Below are 15,621 nucleotides of genomic sequence, written 5' to 3' on the forward strand. Positions count from 1 at the left end.
TTGTGTGTAGGCAGGCGCCACAGTTTTTTACCACCCACTTTACCACCCAAGATCATGTTGTTGGTGGCGGTATTTGATTGATTAGCCACTTGCCCGATTTGTCTGATCCTTCTCTTGTAAGAAGGCCTAAGTTGCGCAATTTGGTAATATGATTATCTACAGAGGTCTTTCCTTGTCCAATTACATTTGATAATTGGGGTTTGGTAATTCTTTCCTGTTCTTGAATTGCCAGTAATATCTTAATAAGCGGAGTGTTTAAATGCAAACTCCAGCCTTCTAACCATTTTTCAAAGGCAACCGGGCGATAGAAAATGACGGTGAAAAAGCCGCCTATTTGAAAGGTAGGTTCTATCAGATTAACTTCTTTCATCGTATCCCGCATGCGCTTAATACCCGATCCTACTTTTTCAACCAGGGCAATCCGCTGCATTAACCCAAAAATTAACGGGTTTCTGGAAAAGCTTTTTGTCCCAAACTCCTCTGGTGTAATTGTACTTACTAACCCTCCCGGATTACTGATTTCCACCCTGTCGTCATATATCTCTACCATTGTTACACCTCCCTTATCATAATAGCTTCTATGGCAAAGTGCATTTGCCAACGCTTCTCTGAAAGCCGTTTCAGGAATTTCAAGTATTTCTTTGCGCGGGCCGCCGTCCTCGCTTTCTATATCGTATCGCAGGTTTAATTTTGAAATGATATATTTCAATGCCTCCTCATATTGCACTACAAGGTTGCCTGTAATCTCTTTACTATCGAGAATATATCGTTTGTCTGTCCCTTTGAAAAGAACACATCGGAGAATAGCATGGTCAATATGGTCTTGTACGTTTTTGGCAAAAAACAATACAGCAGCATTCGTGAACTTTTTATCAGGGGTAATAAGTTTCAGGTTTTCCAGTAATCTATGCTCATGAATATTAGTTGTAATGCCAGCTTTTTCGGTAAACTCTTTAAAATAATCAGAATCGAAATCCTCAGTATACCTGAAGGATGTACAGGGAGCTGTATCAAAAAATATACTATCAGAATGTTGAAAAAACTTTCGCATCTGTTCAATGGAAATTATTCTTTCAGAGTTCGGGCCATTGCGAACATAAATACTTCCCGATACAGCATAGGGTTTTTGTTCCCCGGCGGGACAATCAAAACAGAGTATAGTCTTGCCATTTACTGGTCGTTCCCACACCTTTATAGGAATAGCAGGATCGATTAAATTAATCACACCCTGTATCCTTGAGCGTTGCGTGTTATCCAGTGTAACACCTGTGATTTGCTGTTTGTCATTTACTCCTACGAGCAATACGCCTCCTGCGGCGTTGGCAAAAGCACATAACTCAGTTGCTAATTCACTAAGTTTGGAAGGAAATGATTGCTTATACTCAATAGTGTAGCCTTCTTTCTCTTGTATTAGTAATTCCAGTTCCCGTGATGTCATAATTATAAGCGTATGTGATGCTGCACTTATATCAGTACAGCCTGAGTTGTTATACCCGGTTTATAAAAGTATAGTTTATTAAAAAAAGATAGGGCTTACGCAGTGTGAGATCGTTATGCTAATAGACGATAGTGGAAATATCCAAATTACGAAAGTAACTTTTCCGGGAATAATTCTTTAGGTGGAATACTACATATCAACCCTGCTCCAATAAAAGGTACTTGAACACGCGTCACAGTTAAAAACCAGCGGCCCGCTTTTAAGCGGCCCGCTGTTTTTTAATATATACCCGGCAGAATCCTGCACGACAGCAAACGATTGCGTTAATTTATTATAAAGACTGTCTTTCCCTCCCATCCTGTTATATATTGCGTACTTTTCTGTAAATGAACCCTCTAGCAATGAAGAAATATATTCTCTTATCTTTTGCATCACTGCTGGCCGCTTATTCATGGGCGCAGCAAGCCAAATATGTAGTATTGATTACCATTGATGGCTTTCGTCCGGATTTTTATATGGATGCTTCCTGGGGTACGCCCAACCTGCGTATGATGAAAGACAGTGGTGTTTGCGCCCGGGGTGTGAACAGTGTTTTCCCCTCCGTTACCTATCCCAACCACACCACCATCATCACCGGCGCTACGCCTGCCCGGCATGGTGTGTATTACAATGCTCCTTTTGAGCCCAATGGAGCCAGCGGACAGTGGTACTTTAATTACGATGCAATCAAAACACCTACACTCTTTGATGCAGTACATAAGGCAGGTCGCAAATCGGCCAACGTAATATGGCCCGTAACAGTAGGAGGGCCTATTGATTACAATGTACCCGATGTATGGTCGCCCAAAATAAAGACCGACCGCCGGGAGATCACGGCCGCCAATACCACACCTGCCGGCCTGTGGCAGGAACTACAGGAAAAAGCTACCGGTGTATTGGAAGCTGCAGACTTTAATATGGTAAAGGAAGAAATGGTCATGGATGAGAATGTAGCCCGCATGGGCGCCTACATCATCAGAACCTACAAACCAGCGCTCACTGCCCTGCACTTCGCCTGTACAGATCACTACGAGCATGCACAGGGCCGGGATGGTTACCTCGTACGGCGTGCAGTAGCCGGGGCCGACAGGGCGCTGGGCACCATTATAGAGGCATTGGAGCGTGCCGGTATTAAAGACAGTACGGCCATCATCGTTACCGGTGATCATGGTTTTGTAAACATCAATACGGCTTTCAATCCCAATGTGCTGCTGGCGCAGAATGGCCTTATGAAAGATGTTAAGAAAGACGACTGGAAAGCGCAGTTCTATCCTTCAGGAGGCTCCGCCTTCCTGCACCTGAAAGATAAGAATGATGTGCAAACGCTTAACCAGGTGCGTCAATTGCTCAACAGTTTGCCGCAGGAACAAAAGGAGCTATTCAAAATAATAGAGCGCAAGCAACTGGATCAGGTGGGCGCCGATCCGCATGCGGCCCTGGCTATTGCAGCTGTAGGGAATGTTACCATTGGCGGCGCTGCCACAGGCGCCATCGTAAAACCTGCCAAGGGTGGCACGCATGGTTATTATCCCGATTTTAAAGAAATACAGACAGGCTTTGTGGCGTATGGCCCCGGTTTGTCAAAGGGAGTCATCATCAATGAAATGAACCTTACTGATATTGCCCCGGTGGTAGCACAACTGCTGGGCCTTGACTTCACTACTTCCTCCAAAGCCCCTGCCGGTATCCTGAAAAAGAATTAATCGTTTCAATCATAGTAAAAAGGTGGGTCGCCCTCCAAAGGTGGCTCACCTTTTTCGTTGTACATCTTTTTCCCCGCAGAGTCTCCCGCAGGGGACTCTGCGGCTATCGAAGCAAACGACCCGCAGCCCGAGCTCACAACTTCTCTTGTACATCTCATCGTTTCTCTTGTTAATACCCGGAAAGGGCCTCCTGCTATCAAAAAATCAAGGTAAATTTATCAGGTAAATCGCCGCACATGGAAGAATCTGACAAACTAAAAAGGGTAGTGGAAGCACGCATGAAACTCAAAGCCCGCTTTGAGGACAAAATACAATCAACTCCTTCTGTGGCAGATGATAGGCCCCTGGGGTCTGGTAAGCCCAATCGCCATGGCATGCCGGTGGTACCCATCGGGCAGGTCGTAACCAAAAAATGGCCCGTGCTCGACCTCGGCATTCAACCCGATATACCCTTACACGAATGGCGGCTCACACTGGACGGAGAGGTGGAACATCCTGTTCAACTAAACTGGGATGAATTCATGGCACTCCCCCAAACCGATGATACTTCCGACTTCCATTGCGTGACTACCTGGTCCAAACTGGACATGAACTGGCGAGGCGTGCGCCTGCTTGATCTGGCCGCCCTGGTACAACCCAAAGAAACAGCCACCCATATTTTATGTTATGGCTATGATGATTATACTACCAACGTTTCGCTCGAAGAAGCCCTGAAGCCTGATGTATTGCTGGCACATACTGTGGAAGGAAACCCATTACCCAAAGAACATGGCGGACCTGTACGCATGATCACACCGCAACTCTATGCCTGGAAGGGTTCCAAATGGATCAGCCGCATACAATTTCTGTCCCACAATGTATTGGGCTTTTGGGAAGAAAGAGGCTATTCCAATACAGCCTATCCCTGGCGCAATGACCGTTATAGTTAACTAATACCTGCTGGAATATTGACTAAAATCATTTAATCGGCCTGCTTCGTTTCCCTGTTAGCTTCATACTGCGTCAATTCTATCATATGTGCGTAAAAACAGTGGTTCTACGTTTGTATGTATTGTATTATACGCTTATATTAGTGTTGTAATTCTTCTGCTCTGTTAGTACAACCCCCTTATCCCATTCCCTCAATGAAAATAGATGTCACCATATCCTTTGTAAATGCGTTCATAGCATTTGCACGGGGAGCCTGTTAGCACAAGAGGACTGTTAACTACTAAACATCTATGTCCATCAACGACGTTATTAATGTATTCCTGACTGCCACCTTGCTTGTCATAAGCATAACGGCAAGCTTCATCCTGCTCATGAAGTACATAAAGAAAAACAAGAACAGCGCTGCACAGCAGGAGCTATATATTGGGAATGAAAAGGAAACACAATTGCTCAAAACCCAACTGGAGTTACAGGAACAAACTATTCAGAACATCAGCCAGGAAATTCATGACAACATCGGGCAGGCGCTGACCTTTGTGAAGCTCAACATCAATACCATTGACCTGCATAAGGTGGAGGAAACGCAGAATAAACTGGCCGAATCAAAAGAGCTCATCTCCAAAGCCATCATGGACCTGCGTCACCTTGCCAAAGCGCTCAACACCGATTTTATTAAAGAGGCCGGGCTGGCAGCCTGCATAGAATACCAGCTTCATTTCCTGGAGAAAACAGGATTATATACCACCCGCTTTCACATGTCAGAATCCTGGTGTAAGAGCCAGCCGGAAACAGAGCTGGTGTTGTTCCGGGTAGTGCAGGAATTGCTCAATAATATTGTAAAACATGCTGAAGCCTCTGTTATTGAGGTGGGTATGGATTGCCGGAAAGACAAATTGCTCGTTACCGTAACTGATAACGGGAAAGGCTTTGAGCAATCTGCCGCATCGCTAACCAGTGGCGACAAGGGGATGGGGCTGGGCAATATGAAAAAACGCATTGCCATCATACAGGGCAATATATCCATAGATAGCGCGCCGGGCAGGGGCACCAGCGTGTTCATAGAAGTTCCGCAGAAAACCTACAGTGCCAATAGTCAGCATACAGCCAACAAAAGCAGTGATATATACAACTATTTACCTGCCTGACCCGTATATCTTTGTGTTCGGATAGTTTTCTTTATTGATTACATAAATTTTCCTGTATGTCAGCAGAAGAACACATCGTGAAAATATTGGCGGCTGAATTTGTTACCCACAACGTACGACGCTTTACCCTGGAGAAACCTGTTGGCTATCGCTTTGAACCGGGACAGGCCACTGAAATAAGCATCAATAAGCCGGATTGGAAAAACGAGCGCCGGCCATTTACCTTTACCAGCCTCAATGAATGGGAGCATCTTGAGTTTACCATCAAAATATATTCCGATCGCCAGGGGGTGACCAATGAGCTGGGCAAGCTACAGCCCGATGATGAGCTTATCCTGCACGATGTGTGGGGTACCATTCACTACGAGGGGCCTGGCACCTTCATTGCCGGTGGGGCAGGGGTAACGCCTTTTATAGCCATCCTGCGGCAACTGTACAATACAGGCAAGCTGGGCAATAACCAGCTCATCTTTTCCAACCGTACTGAAAAAGACATCATCCTGAAAGAGGAGTTCACGGCCATGCTGGGCGATCGTTTCATCAACACCCTTACACAGGAGAAGACCACTCAATACGATAACCATAAAATTGATGCTGCCTATCTGCAGGAAGTAGTAAAAGACTTTAACCAATATTTCTACATCTGCGGCCCTGATGCTATGGTAGATGAACTGGAACAAACGCTTATCGGGCTGGGCGTGCCAAAGGAGAAAGTGGTGCGGGAGCAGTTTTGAGAAAGATGATAATTAACTCGATATTCAGGTAGTGTATTAAGCTGAATGCTTGTATTGATATGGCTTTAGCTTTAGCCGCTTTACCTTCTTCTCCGCCTGCTCCAGATCATAACTGGCCTGTAATCTCAACCATATATCTGCCGTACCACCAAAAACGGTAGCAAATCGTACAGCAAATTCAGGGGTAACTGCTGCCTTTTCATTTAACACGTTAGAAACAGCAACACGGGATAAACCCATTGCTTTTGCAATTTCCGTAATAGTCAATCCCCGTTCTTCAACCAATTCACTCTTTAAGATTTCTCCAGGATGAGTATGTGGTAAACCTCTTTTTAACATGTTGCAAAATTAGTGATAATCAATATAGTCCACATCATTAACATTAGTGCCATCCCACGTAAATATTATTCTCCAGTTCTCTTTAACAGTCAAAGACCAGTAACCTTTTAAATTCCCTACAAGTGGATGTATCCTGAACATTTGTAGGGATGTAAAATCTTGCGGAATAACCTTTGCCTCATCAAGAAGTTTCAAAATTTGAGATATCCGCTTTAGCTGATCTTTGGGCAATTTCGCCGTTTTTCCTTCTTCCCATAATTGTCGCAGGGCCTTGTGCCTGATACTTTTTATCATTTCTTCCGGTGTAAAGTTACGCTTTACAGCTTAAATATTTGTCTTTTTCATTTTCGGAAAAACTATCCAGTTTTTTCTGCCAATAGGCATGGTATCCCTTTAAAGTTTATATTGGTTAACCATGCCATTACGTAATCCATCCTTAAGGGAGATGTTGTATACCATGAGTTCGAGCATATAATATAATTTATTTAAAACTAATGAATAATGTATTGCCAGACAATACCTTGAAATGGGTATAAGTACGGAAAGAGGCTTGTTGCTGTTTTCTAACTGCAGGATGTAGTAAAACACTATAACCAGTATTTCTACATTTGTGGTCCCGATGTCATCATAGTGGATGAACTGGAACAACGCTTACCGAGCTGGGTGTGCCGAAGGAGAAAGCGGTGAGGGAGCAGTTTTTGGACCGGTACATTAATTTCTCTCCCAGGTTACCTTTCCTCTAAGAGCCAGAAGCTGTTTTTTCTTCATCCAAGCTACATAGTTTTTCAATGCTTCCTGCACTACCTCTTTTTTAGTCCTCAACTTGCTGAGCTTAATGGCCTGCTGAACAAGGGCATCATCTAATTCAATATTTGTTCGCATAAAACATTATTTAGGTGTAATGCCTATAAAAATCATAAACATTCGGAGTTCCCCTGAAGACATGCTGAGGAACTGGAACAAACGTTTACCGGGCTGGGCGTGCCAAAGGAGAAAGTGGTGCGGGAGCAGTTTTAAAAAGGATAAGCAATAAAGGGCAGTGGTAAGTAGTCCGTTTCCGGGGATACAATAGATTACTTCACTCTTTTTGTCTTCCTGTTTTGCTGTATCAGGTACGCAGCTTCTGTCAGGCTTTCCACATGCTCATACAGGAAAAGCAGGTTGCTGCGACTGCGGGCCGTTGTATAAGCGCCTTGATCATTAGTGAGGCCGGCTGTTAGCCATTCCCACAGTACTTCCCGGACTTCATTCAAGTGATAGGTATCAAAAAATGTATCCAGTACAGAGAGGGGATCTTCCTGCTCTTGCTTCGTTAGCCGTACAGGCTGGTTAGGCACTGCAACCTTTTTGTTGGTTTTTCTCATAGCTATTGTTTTTTAAAGTGATAATCTAAGATAAGAAAGATATTTCATAAATCATCCTTATAAGGATGATTTATTTATAAGATAATTCAGCACCTTATCTTTAATAGAAGATGGAGCCTGAAAAGTTAACATACCACTTAATGAGGTTTGGTCAACGCATGCGTGAAATTCGCAAGCACAAAAAGTTGACCCTTCAGGACTTGGAGGCCACTACTGGAATGCAGAATAGTAAAATCAGCAGAATTGAGAATGGGTTGACCAATGTGGAGTTTTTTACTATTGTACGTATGGCAGAAGCGCTGGACGTAGAAATTATGGATCTCTTCGATTACGACGGCCCGCTCCCCAAAAGCAAATAACTACTTAAAGCAGATGATGTCCAAACGATAGTGCTATTGTGTTGGTTCTTCAGACAGGTTGGGTGACTGCAGGTCAATTTCAGTAGGTAGCGTTGGTTCTTTTTGGACAAGAGGTTCAGGAGGGGGCAGTTCTTGTATATCCATAACAGTGTAGTGTGAAGCAACGTCTTGTTCAATCTGGTCAAGTATTTCCTTCTCCCGTTGTTCATTTCCGTTTGCATCCCTTTTGGCCATATATTTCAATCGGGCCATCTCATAGGCAAAAGATTTTTTCTGATTCTCCTGGATAACTTTTAAATCTTTACGGATATCATGCAATAATTCATATCTACCCTTATCCTCTTTTACAGCTTGGTCCTCCTCCTGTGGTTTTACATATGGAGGCATATCTTCCAAAATGTGCGCATATCTTCTTTTTACCGCATCAAGCAAAGTCTCGCTCTGCTTTGCAGGATCTTTCTCAGACTTTTGATTCTTAATGTGATTGTATCCCAACCCAGTGTCCTTAGCGATCTGGATCATAAAAATTCCATGGGCCCGTAATTGCCGAATTATATGATCAAGTTCGTTAACTGGTTCTGACTTAGCCACTAAAAAATAATTACAAAATGTTACAAAAAATGACAAAACATGTCTTATTTGCCCTATATTTGCCTTGTTATTAGCCTTTGACCGATCCAATACCATAGCCTCAATAAGGCTTGATAAGACTTTTTTTGTCCAAACAAACACACCCGGTACGGCGTAAACCTTCCCGCTGTATTGCAGTGTACAGAACAAACCATCTCCGTTACATCCGTAAAAACGAGTATAACGGCCCTCACCACTATGGTGAGCGGTTAATCTTGTCTGTATTATGACAAAGCTAACTTATGAAGAAATATCGGAAAAAAGACACTTCTGAGAAGTCGTAGCGGTAGGCACATAAAAAAAGCCGGTAGTTAACCGGCTCCTTTTTTGACATCTAATGGCTCACAGTTACCAGGATAATGATGTCAAGTGTAATACGAACACATTGTAGAATTACCGTGATGATCCGTAAAGTCTCGCGTGACTTGGCGGTTGTTTTCAGCGGTTCTGGTTCCATAGTAATCAAGCTGGCGCTTTTACAGAGGCGAACCTTCTCCCTGTGCCAGTATCTTTAGCTACTGCATAATCTAAGGACAAAACAATCCCATACCGGGCCATACATGGCATGTATAGCTCAATAGCATTCCTATGCCTGCTCAGGCATGGGATCTCTGTCTTTTATCACGTCGGGAAAATCAGCACTATGGGGATGCTGCTTGGAAGTACTTTTCTTTTATCACTAACAGGAGAGAGAAACAAAAAACATTGTTCTCAGGTAAATACACCAGCAAGATAAATAAAAAGCCATAAAAAAACGGCTCTTGGTGAGTCTTTTTTGACAGCCAGCCAAAAGACTGAAAAGGGAAAGTCATATTCGACCGGTCATTATAGGACATTACCGGACATAATAGGTCATATCAGGTCACTTCCGGACATTACTTTTTGAAAGACCTGCCTTCCTCTTCTTATGTTTGTGATGTCAATGCATCTCAAATAAGGGGAGATTGGATATATAGAGTGTATGGATAGTGTATGGATGGTGTATAGATGGTGTATGGATGGTGTATGGATAGTGTATGAAAATAGCACAAAAACAAAATCAGCGGTTTTGAATACAAATCAGTATTGGTTTACCATGTCAGGCTATACAATTCCGGCATTCCGTACAAGAAGCCGTCATCATAAATCAGTTCTTTGTCAGGCAGAACATATTCTCCACATGCAGGTATTAACATTTTCCGCCTTCCCGGCCTAAATCTCAAAATATTTCCTCCTTTGGTCACATTTTTGCTGATTGAGGTGTCTTACAAGGATTACTTTAAAAATGTCTGTTGTGAAGGATTATCAGCGTACTTTATTCTCTTATGCCTACAATATCCTTGGTTCTTCGGAAGATGCCAAAGATGCCATCCAGGATGTGCTCGTTAAATACATATCGGGTCCCAAAAAAGACCTGGAGAATGAAAAAGCCTACCTTATCCGGGGTGTCATCAACCAATCCATCAACCTCAAAAAGAAGAAACAACGCATAGCCGGCGATCCTATGTGGCTGCCCGAACCGGTAGCCACCGAAAAAGCCGATGCCGGCATCAACCGGGAGGAGATCATCTCTTACTCCATGATGGTACTGCTGGAAAACCTCAATCCCAAAGAAAGAGCAGCCTTCATCCTCAAGGAAGCCTACGACTATTCGCATGAAGACATTGCCCAGGCCCTTTCTATCACCGTAGAGAACTCCCGCAAGCTGCTCAGTCGCGCCAAAAATAAATTAGCTACACCGGCAAAATCAATGGAAGAAACCTCCTTGCAGGCGCCTGTCTACCTTGAAAATTACATAGCTGTCATAAAAAGCGGGGACATCAAATCCCTCGAAAAAATGCTGGCGCAGGATGTATCTGTAGCAACCGATGGCGGCGGGAAGATCAAGATCGTCCGGGAACTCACGGAAGGCTTCCAGGCTACTGCCGAACTCATCTTGTATGTATATCATCATTATCAGCAGCAACACAACATCAGGCTGTCCTTTGTGAATCACCAGCCTGCCCTGCTGTTTTATGATAAGGAGAAGATCTTTAACTGCCAGGTTTTTGAAATAGACCCCGCCACGGGGAAGATAACCCATATCTGGTCGATGGTAGATCCGGAAAAACTAAAAAATCTTTCATTGGGTTAAAGAATGGGTCACGTTTCACGGCGTCTTGCTGTTTTATTGATAGAAAATAGTAAACAATAAAACAAACGTTATGAAACAGACACCAGGTATGATCAGCGTAAAAGTAACTTACACCGTAAAGCCAGGATTTGCAGCAAAGAACAAGGAAAACATTCAACAGTTTATGAACGACTTCAAAACACTGGGCAATGATTTCCGGTATACCATATTTACCAGTGCGGATGGCCATACCTTCATTCACCTGTCGCAATACAAAAATGAAGACATTCAGAAAAAGCTCCTCGACGTGCCCTCTTTCAAATCATTCCAGCAGCAAAGGGATGACAGTGGCCTCGTAGTAGCGCCACAGATAGAGGTACTTACCTTCGTAGAAGCTTCACATAATAGCTTTTAAGTCGTCCGTAAAACGAACGGTCCACGTATCAAAACCGGACATCAGCATTGGCTGGACCATCTTTGCCCTGGCTGGATCGCTGGCTATTTTAATAGCCCTGGTAACCGTCAGTTTCCAATCCATCAAAGCTGCCCTTGCCAACCCGGTGAAGAGCTTGAGAGCGGAGTAGTTGGCTATTTCGTATATGTAATGAAGCGATGATACTGATCTTGTATCTCATTGCTTGTCAATTAAATAAACGAGTATGGGAAGTGGGTGGTTTTTTGTAAATTTGCTTAAATTCATTGTGTATATGATTGGCATTAATCTACCGCTTAATAACGTTCAGATGGAGCTTATGAAGCTTTTTAGTACCGGTTTAAGCGATAAAGATCTTACCGAATTGAAAAAGGTATTGGCAAAATTTTATAGTGACAAAGCTGTTGCCCAGGCAAACGAAATCTGGGATCAAAAGGGGCTTACCGATGAGGATATGGACAAATGGTTAAATCAAAAATCATAGCCTTTGCTGGCCGTCATAGACACAAATGTTCTTTTAGTCTCTATATCTGAACGATCAAAGTATCATTGGCTTTACAAAGCAATTGTTGAAAACCGCTATTCAATAGCGATTACCCATGATATTCTCATTGAATACGAAGAAAAAATAGGGCAACACTGGCATCCTGATGTTGCTGCAAATGTTATCCGTACACTTCTTGAACTTCCCAATGTAAAGCTGGCAACTTCTTATTTCTCCCTCAACATCATAACGGCAGACCCGGACGACAATAAATTCGTTGATTGTGCTTTTGCTTCAAATGCCGATTACATAGTTACAAATGATAGTGATTTTAATGCACTAAAAAAGATCAATTTTCCTGTGATCAAGGTGGTAAATATGGATGCTTTCAAAGATATAGTACAGCAGTTGTAATTATTTAATAGGATAATCGGTTTATTTCCGATTATCCTATTATTTTTTACATTTTTGGTGTGAATATTAATACAATCATCGAATGAGGATAACCGTCCCTGCCACAATCAGCAGGGCGCCGGCAATTGTTTTCCAGTCAACAGATTCTTTCAATAGCAAAACAGATAACCCGATCGCAATGGGTACGCTCAGCTTGTCAATGGGCGCTACTTTCGATACGGGGCCGGTTTCCAGGGCCTTGAAATAAAAGATCCAGGAAAGCCCCGTGGCTACACCGGATAAGATCAAGAACAGCAGGTTATGCCGGCTCAGGTTCTTTACTTCTCGCATCTGTCCGGCGGCCAGCACAATACCCCAGGATATAAATAAGATCACTACCGTACGTACGGCAGTGGCCAGGTTGCCACTGATACCTTTCAGGCCCATCTTCGCCAGGATGGCGGTAAGGCCGGCAAAGAAAGCCGACAGAACCGCATAGTACTTCCACATACTGTTATTATTTGGTTAAGGAACTATACCCCTACATACCTATAAGTTAACACAAATCAAGTACAGGATACTAAAGAAACTTTGAAGTAGTTGATAATCATCTCGCACACTTGCTGCATACGGTAATTAAGTTAAAAAGCGTATTGCCTGCACCGGTTTCCCCTTCAGTTTTTCTATAGAATCACGTTAGAGGTTTGTTGAGGAGGTTTCCCGTTTTTAGTCCTTCCCCTTACCACAAACAACAACCATGTTTAAATCGCCTACGCACCTCTTGCCTGTATTATTATTGGCCACGTTCTGCACGTATGGCCAGTCGTTGGATTCCACAAAAAACATATTGCCCGGGAAAGATACACTACCTGTTGCCGTAATAAGGTCCGTACAGCCGGTAAAAAGATCATTCCCGGTGAGTATGCTCATCATACCGGCTGCCTGCATTTCCTATGGCATTACTTCCCTGGAAAGTGATGGATTAAAATCAGTAAATGAGGGAATAAGGGAAGAATTGTGGGAAGAGGAAGAGCCGCATCCAAAAACAAAGATTGACAACTATTTGCAGTGGACCCCTGCTGCTGCTGTATATGTGCTGAATGCATTCGGTATAAAAGGAGCACATGATTTTGGTGACCGCACCATCATCTATGGACTTTCCACGGCGATTATGGGCGCCACCGTATATGTCACCAAAGACCTCAGTAAACAATGGCGGCCTGACATTTCCGACCGGCATTCTTTCCCTTCCGGCCATACGGCCACTGCTTTTGCGGCAGCAGAATTCCTGCGCAAAGAATACTGGCAGGTTTCGCCCTGGTATGGCATAGCGGGTTATGCGGTGGCTGCTACTACGGGTTACCTGCGTATGTACAACAACAAGCACTGGTTTAGCGATGTGGTGGCCGGTGCAGGCATCGGCATCCTGTCTACCGACCTCGCTTATTACCTGTATCCTACTGTTAAAAAACTGTTCGTTAAAAAGGGGAAGGGAACTACCGTAGCGGCTCCTTTTTATCAACAAGGGGCTATGGGGCTGTCCCTTGTACACCGGTTTTAATGGTCACCCCTCCACAAATTCCCAGGCGCTTTGCCAGGCATTCCGCTGCTCGGCATACGTAATAAAGTCGGCATAAAAGGGTAGCTGGGAAAGGGTGGCGCTGTCGCCAATGACTACCAGCTTTTTCCGTGCCCTTGTCATCGCTACATTCATGCGCCGTATATCGGAGAGGAAACCGATCTTACTGTCTGCATTACTGCGGGTCATACCGATATACACAATATCCCGCTCCTGTCCCTGGAAGCTGTCAATCGTATTCACGGAGATATTGCCATTATACCCCAGCAGGGTGGGGGAGTGCTGCAATTGTTCTTTTAGCAATTCCACCTGTTGTTTATAAGGAGAGATCACGGCAATAGTAGGAAAGGCGGCAGGCTCATACCGGGTAGACAATTCGGCTACCAGTTGTGTGAGGTGTTTAAACAGGAAAGCTGCTTCTTCGGGATTGGTGGTGCTGGTGCCATCCTGCTTTTCATCAAAGCCACAACCGGCCGTATCTATAAAAGTCAGTGGCTTGTCTGCATCAAACAATAAATGCCCCGCTACTGAGGCATGGGCCTTTAACCTGTTTTCATAAAATACACCGGAAGAATAACCCATGATCATTTCGTGCATACGGTATTGCTCTTCCAGTAAGGTTACTGTTTCCGGATGCAGTTGTACACACTTCTCCAGCAAGGTGGTGGCCAATCCTTTGTTTGCTGCTTCATTTGACTTGATAGTGGGGGGCAACTGGCAATGGTCGCCGGCCAGTATTACCTTTCTTGCTTTCAGAATAGGTATCCAGCACGCAGGTTCCAATGCCTGACCGGCCTCATCAATCACCACTGTTTTATACTTCAGGTGGCGTACCGTATAATGATTGGCGCCTACCAGCGTAGCGGTGATCACCTGCGCCCGCGCCAGCAGATCATTCACAATATATTGCTCCGTATTCTCCACCTCCTTCATGATCTTATGCGCTTCATCAAACAGTGCCTTGCGCTGTTCCCTTTCTGCCTTACCAAAATTCCGCTTGTACTTATGCGCCATATCTTTATAGGAGGCCGCCTGTTTTTTCAATCGCTTTATTTCCTTCATGCTGGGATGCTCTGATGCTTTGCTGTCCAGTGTGAGCGACATCAGCTTCTCCGATACACGGGCAGGGTTACCCACCCGTAATACATTCAGTCCTTCATCCGACAGCTTTTCACTCAGCAGGTCAACAGCAGTATTGCTCGGCGCTACTACCAGTATTTGCTGCGGCTCCTGTTTGATCAATGCTTTAATGGCCTGCACCAGCGTGGTGGTTTTGCCGGTACCCGGAGGGCCATGTACAATGGCCAGGTCATTGGCCGATAGTATTTTATGGACCGCTGCCTGCTGGGAAGCATTTAACCGGGGGATATTATACTGGAAAATATCGGACTCAAAAGTGGGGGACTGACCGCCGGTGAGTATTTGTATCAAACGTCCTTCTTCCTTTTTCTCACTGCGGGTAATGGCCAGTTTAAGGGCCTGTTGCATCTCCTCATAGCTGTTATCGTCAAACAGCAGGTCAATGCCCAACTTGCCATCACGTGCCCAGTCGGGCAGCTCATCGGTGCGTAAAGTGATCTTCAGCTTATTGCCTCCCTGGAAAGTGACGACGCCTTCTACACGGTCGTGCCGGGGATCATGGTTGGAGAACAGGGCGGCAGAAGCGCCAAACCGCAACTGGTGCACAACGTCCTGGTGGGTGGAGCGTTCCACCTCTACGGAAAGATAATCTCCCCGGGTCATTTCTGTATCCCGGATGGCGATGGGATACCAGGTAAGTCCATAGGCCCGGCGCTCAGATACCGACAGTGTTTCAGCCTGTTGCTGATACAGCTTCTTATCTTCTTCCTGCTCAATCTTCAGCAACTCCTGCAGCTTTTTGAAATATTCCATGCCTGCAAAGGTAATTATAGCGGGTCAATTGTTCCCTGCCTGTTAAAACGAAAAAAAGCCCGCCCG

Annotated in this window: 18 protein-coding genes; 10 read left to right on the forward strand and 8 right to left on the reverse strand. The window is 44.4% G+C overall.

Annotated features, from left to right (window positions below; genetic code table 11):
* Positions 1–52: 52 nt before the first annotated feature.
* On the reverse strand, positions 53–1,438 hold the full coding sequence (locus tag HB364_RS10075) for an AlbA family DNA-binding domain-containing protein (protein ID WP_167287862.1): 1,386 nt from the start codon (positions 1,436–1,438) through the stop codon (positions 53–55).
* Positions 1,439–1,839: 401 nt separating this feature from the next.
* Here HB364_RS10075 and HB364_RS10080 point away from each other — a divergent pair, with 401 nt between their 5' ends.
* The 4 genes from HB364_RS10080 (at position 1,840) to HB364_RS10095 (ending at position 5,989) form a co-directional block, all read left to right on the forward strand.
* Positions 1,840–3,180, forward strand: a complete 1,341-nt coding sequence (locus tag HB364_RS10080) for an alkaline phosphatase family protein (protein WP_167287863.1) — start codon at positions 1,840–1,842, stop codon at positions 3,178–3,180.
* Positions 3,181–3,416: 236 nt separating this feature from the next.
* Positions 3,417–4,109 carry a sulfite oxidase-like oxidoreductase gene (locus HB364_RS10085; RefSeq protein WP_167287864.1) on the forward strand — a complete coding sequence of 231 codons (693 nt, stop codon included), beginning with the start codon at positions 3,417–3,419 and terminating at the stop codon, positions 4,107–4,109.
* A 291-nt stretch (positions 4,110–4,400) separates the two neighbouring features.
* Positions 4,401–5,255: a sensor histidine kinase gene (locus tag HB364_RS10090; RefSeq protein ID WP_167287865.1), complete on the forward strand. Its 855-nt coding sequence runs from the start codon at positions 4,401–4,403 to the stop codon at positions 5,253–5,255.
* Between the two features lie 56 nt (positions 5,256–5,311).
* The gene (locus tag HB364_RS10095) at positions 5,312–5,989 is read left to right on the forward strand and encodes an FAD-binding oxidoreductase (RefSeq protein ID WP_167287866.1); all 678 of its coding nucleotides are present in this window, start codon (positions 5,312–5,314) and stop codon (positions 5,987–5,989) included.
* A 36-nt stretch (positions 5,990–6,025) separates the two neighbouring features.
* On the opposite strand, the gene HB364_RS10100 is transcribed toward HB364_RS10095, so the two are convergent.
* The 4 genes from HB364_RS10100 to HB364_RS10115 all read right to left on the reverse strand — a co-directional run bounded on the left by HB364_RS10100 (position 6,026) and on the right by HB364_RS10115 (position 7,692).
* Positions 6,026–6,328, reverse strand: a complete 303-nt coding sequence (locus HB364_RS10100) for a HigA family addiction module antitoxin (RefSeq protein ID WP_167287867.1) — start codon at positions 6,326–6,328, stop codon at positions 6,026–6,028.
* A 9-nt stretch (positions 6,329–6,337) separates the two neighbouring features.
* Positions 6,338–6,622 carry a type II toxin-antitoxin system RelE/ParE family toxin gene (locus HB364_RS10105; RefSeq protein ID WP_167287868.1) on the reverse strand — a complete coding sequence of 95 codons (285 nt, stop codon included), beginning with the start codon at positions 6,620–6,622 and terminating at the stop codon, positions 6,338–6,340.
* 417 nt (positions 6,623–7,039) lie between these two features.
* Positions 7,040–7,210 (reverse strand): type II toxin-antitoxin system VapB family antitoxin, encoded by a 171-nt coding sequence (locus HB364_RS10110; protein ID WP_167287869.1) that lies wholly within the window; start codon positions 7,208–7,210, stop codon positions 7,040–7,042.
* A 191-nt stretch (positions 7,211–7,401) separates the two neighbouring features.
* A complete protein-coding gene (locus tag HB364_RS10115) occupies positions 7,402–7,692 on the reverse strand; it encodes a hypothetical protein (RefSeq protein WP_167287870.1) in 291 nt (96 codons plus the stop codon).
* 140 nt (positions 7,693–7,832) lie between these two features.
* On the opposite strand from HB364_RS10115, the gene HB364_RS10120 reads away from it, so the two are divergent.
* Positions 7,833–8,051: a helix-turn-helix domain-containing protein gene (locus tag HB364_RS10120; protein WP_262889791.1), complete on the forward strand. Its 219-nt coding sequence runs from the start codon at positions 7,833–7,835 to the stop codon at positions 8,049–8,051.
* 33 nt (positions 8,052–8,084) lie between these two features.
* On the opposite strand, the gene HB364_RS10125 is transcribed toward HB364_RS10120, so the two are convergent.
* Positions 8,085–8,831, reverse strand: coding sequence for a hypothetical protein (locus HB364_RS10125; protein WP_167287872.1), 747 nt, complete (start codon positions 8,829–8,831; stop codon positions 8,085–8,087).
* 1,114 nt (positions 8,832–9,945) lie between these two features.
* Between HB364_RS10125 and HB364_RS10130 the strand changes: the two genes are divergently transcribed.
* From HB364_RS10130 to HB364_RS10145, 4 genes are all read left to right on the forward strand, one after another.
* The gene (locus HB364_RS10130; protein WP_167287873.1) at positions 9,946–10,794 is read left to right on the forward strand and encodes a sigma-70 family RNA polymerase sigma factor; all 849 of its coding nucleotides are present in this window, start codon (positions 9,946–9,948) and stop codon (positions 10,792–10,794) included.
* Positions 10,795–10,864: 70 nt separating this feature from the next.
* Positions 10,865–11,188, forward strand: a complete 324-nt coding sequence (locus tag HB364_RS10135) for a hypothetical protein (RefSeq protein WP_246228464.1) — start codon at positions 10,865–10,867, stop codon at positions 11,186–11,188.
* 244 nt (positions 11,189–11,432) lie between these two features.
* Positions 11,433–11,690, forward strand: a complete 258-nt coding sequence (locus HB364_RS10140; RefSeq protein WP_208419928.1) for a hypothetical protein — start codon at positions 11,433–11,435, stop codon at positions 11,688–11,690.
* Between the two features lie 3 nt (positions 11,691–11,693).
* Positions 11,694–12,104, forward strand: coding sequence for a putative toxin-antitoxin system toxin component, PIN family (locus HB364_RS10145; RefSeq protein ID WP_167287874.1), 411 nt, complete (start codon positions 11,694–11,696; stop codon positions 12,102–12,104).
* 75 nt (positions 12,105–12,179) lie between these two features.
* Here HB364_RS10145 and HB364_RS10150 read toward each other — a convergent pair whose 3' ends face one another.
* On the reverse strand, positions 12,180–12,593 hold the full coding sequence (locus HB364_RS10150; protein ID WP_167287875.1) for an EamA family transporter: 414 nt from the start codon (positions 12,591–12,593) through the stop codon (positions 12,180–12,182).
* Positions 12,594–12,840: 247 nt separating this feature from the next.
* Here HB364_RS10150 and HB364_RS10155 point away from each other — a divergent pair, with 247 nt between their 5' ends.
* On the forward strand, positions 12,841–13,644 hold the full coding sequence (locus tag HB364_RS10155; RefSeq protein ID WP_167287876.1) for a phosphatase PAP2 family protein: 804 nt from the start codon (positions 12,841–12,843) through the stop codon (positions 13,642–13,644).
* Positions 13,645–13,647: 3 nt separating this feature from the next.
* Here HB364_RS10155 and HB364_RS10160 read toward each other — a convergent pair whose 3' ends face one another.
* Positions 13,648–15,555: an AAA domain-containing protein gene (locus HB364_RS10160; protein ID WP_167287877.1), complete on the reverse strand. Its 1,908-nt coding sequence runs from the start codon at positions 15,553–15,555 to the stop codon at positions 13,648–13,650.
* Between the last annotated feature and the right edge of the window lie 66 nt (positions 15,556–15,621).

Origin of the sequence: Paraflavitalea devenefica, from assembly GCF_011759375.1 — a bacterium.
Lineage (GTDB): Bacteria > Bacteroidota > Bacteroidia > Chitinophagales > Chitinophagaceae > Paraflavitalea > Paraflavitalea devenefica.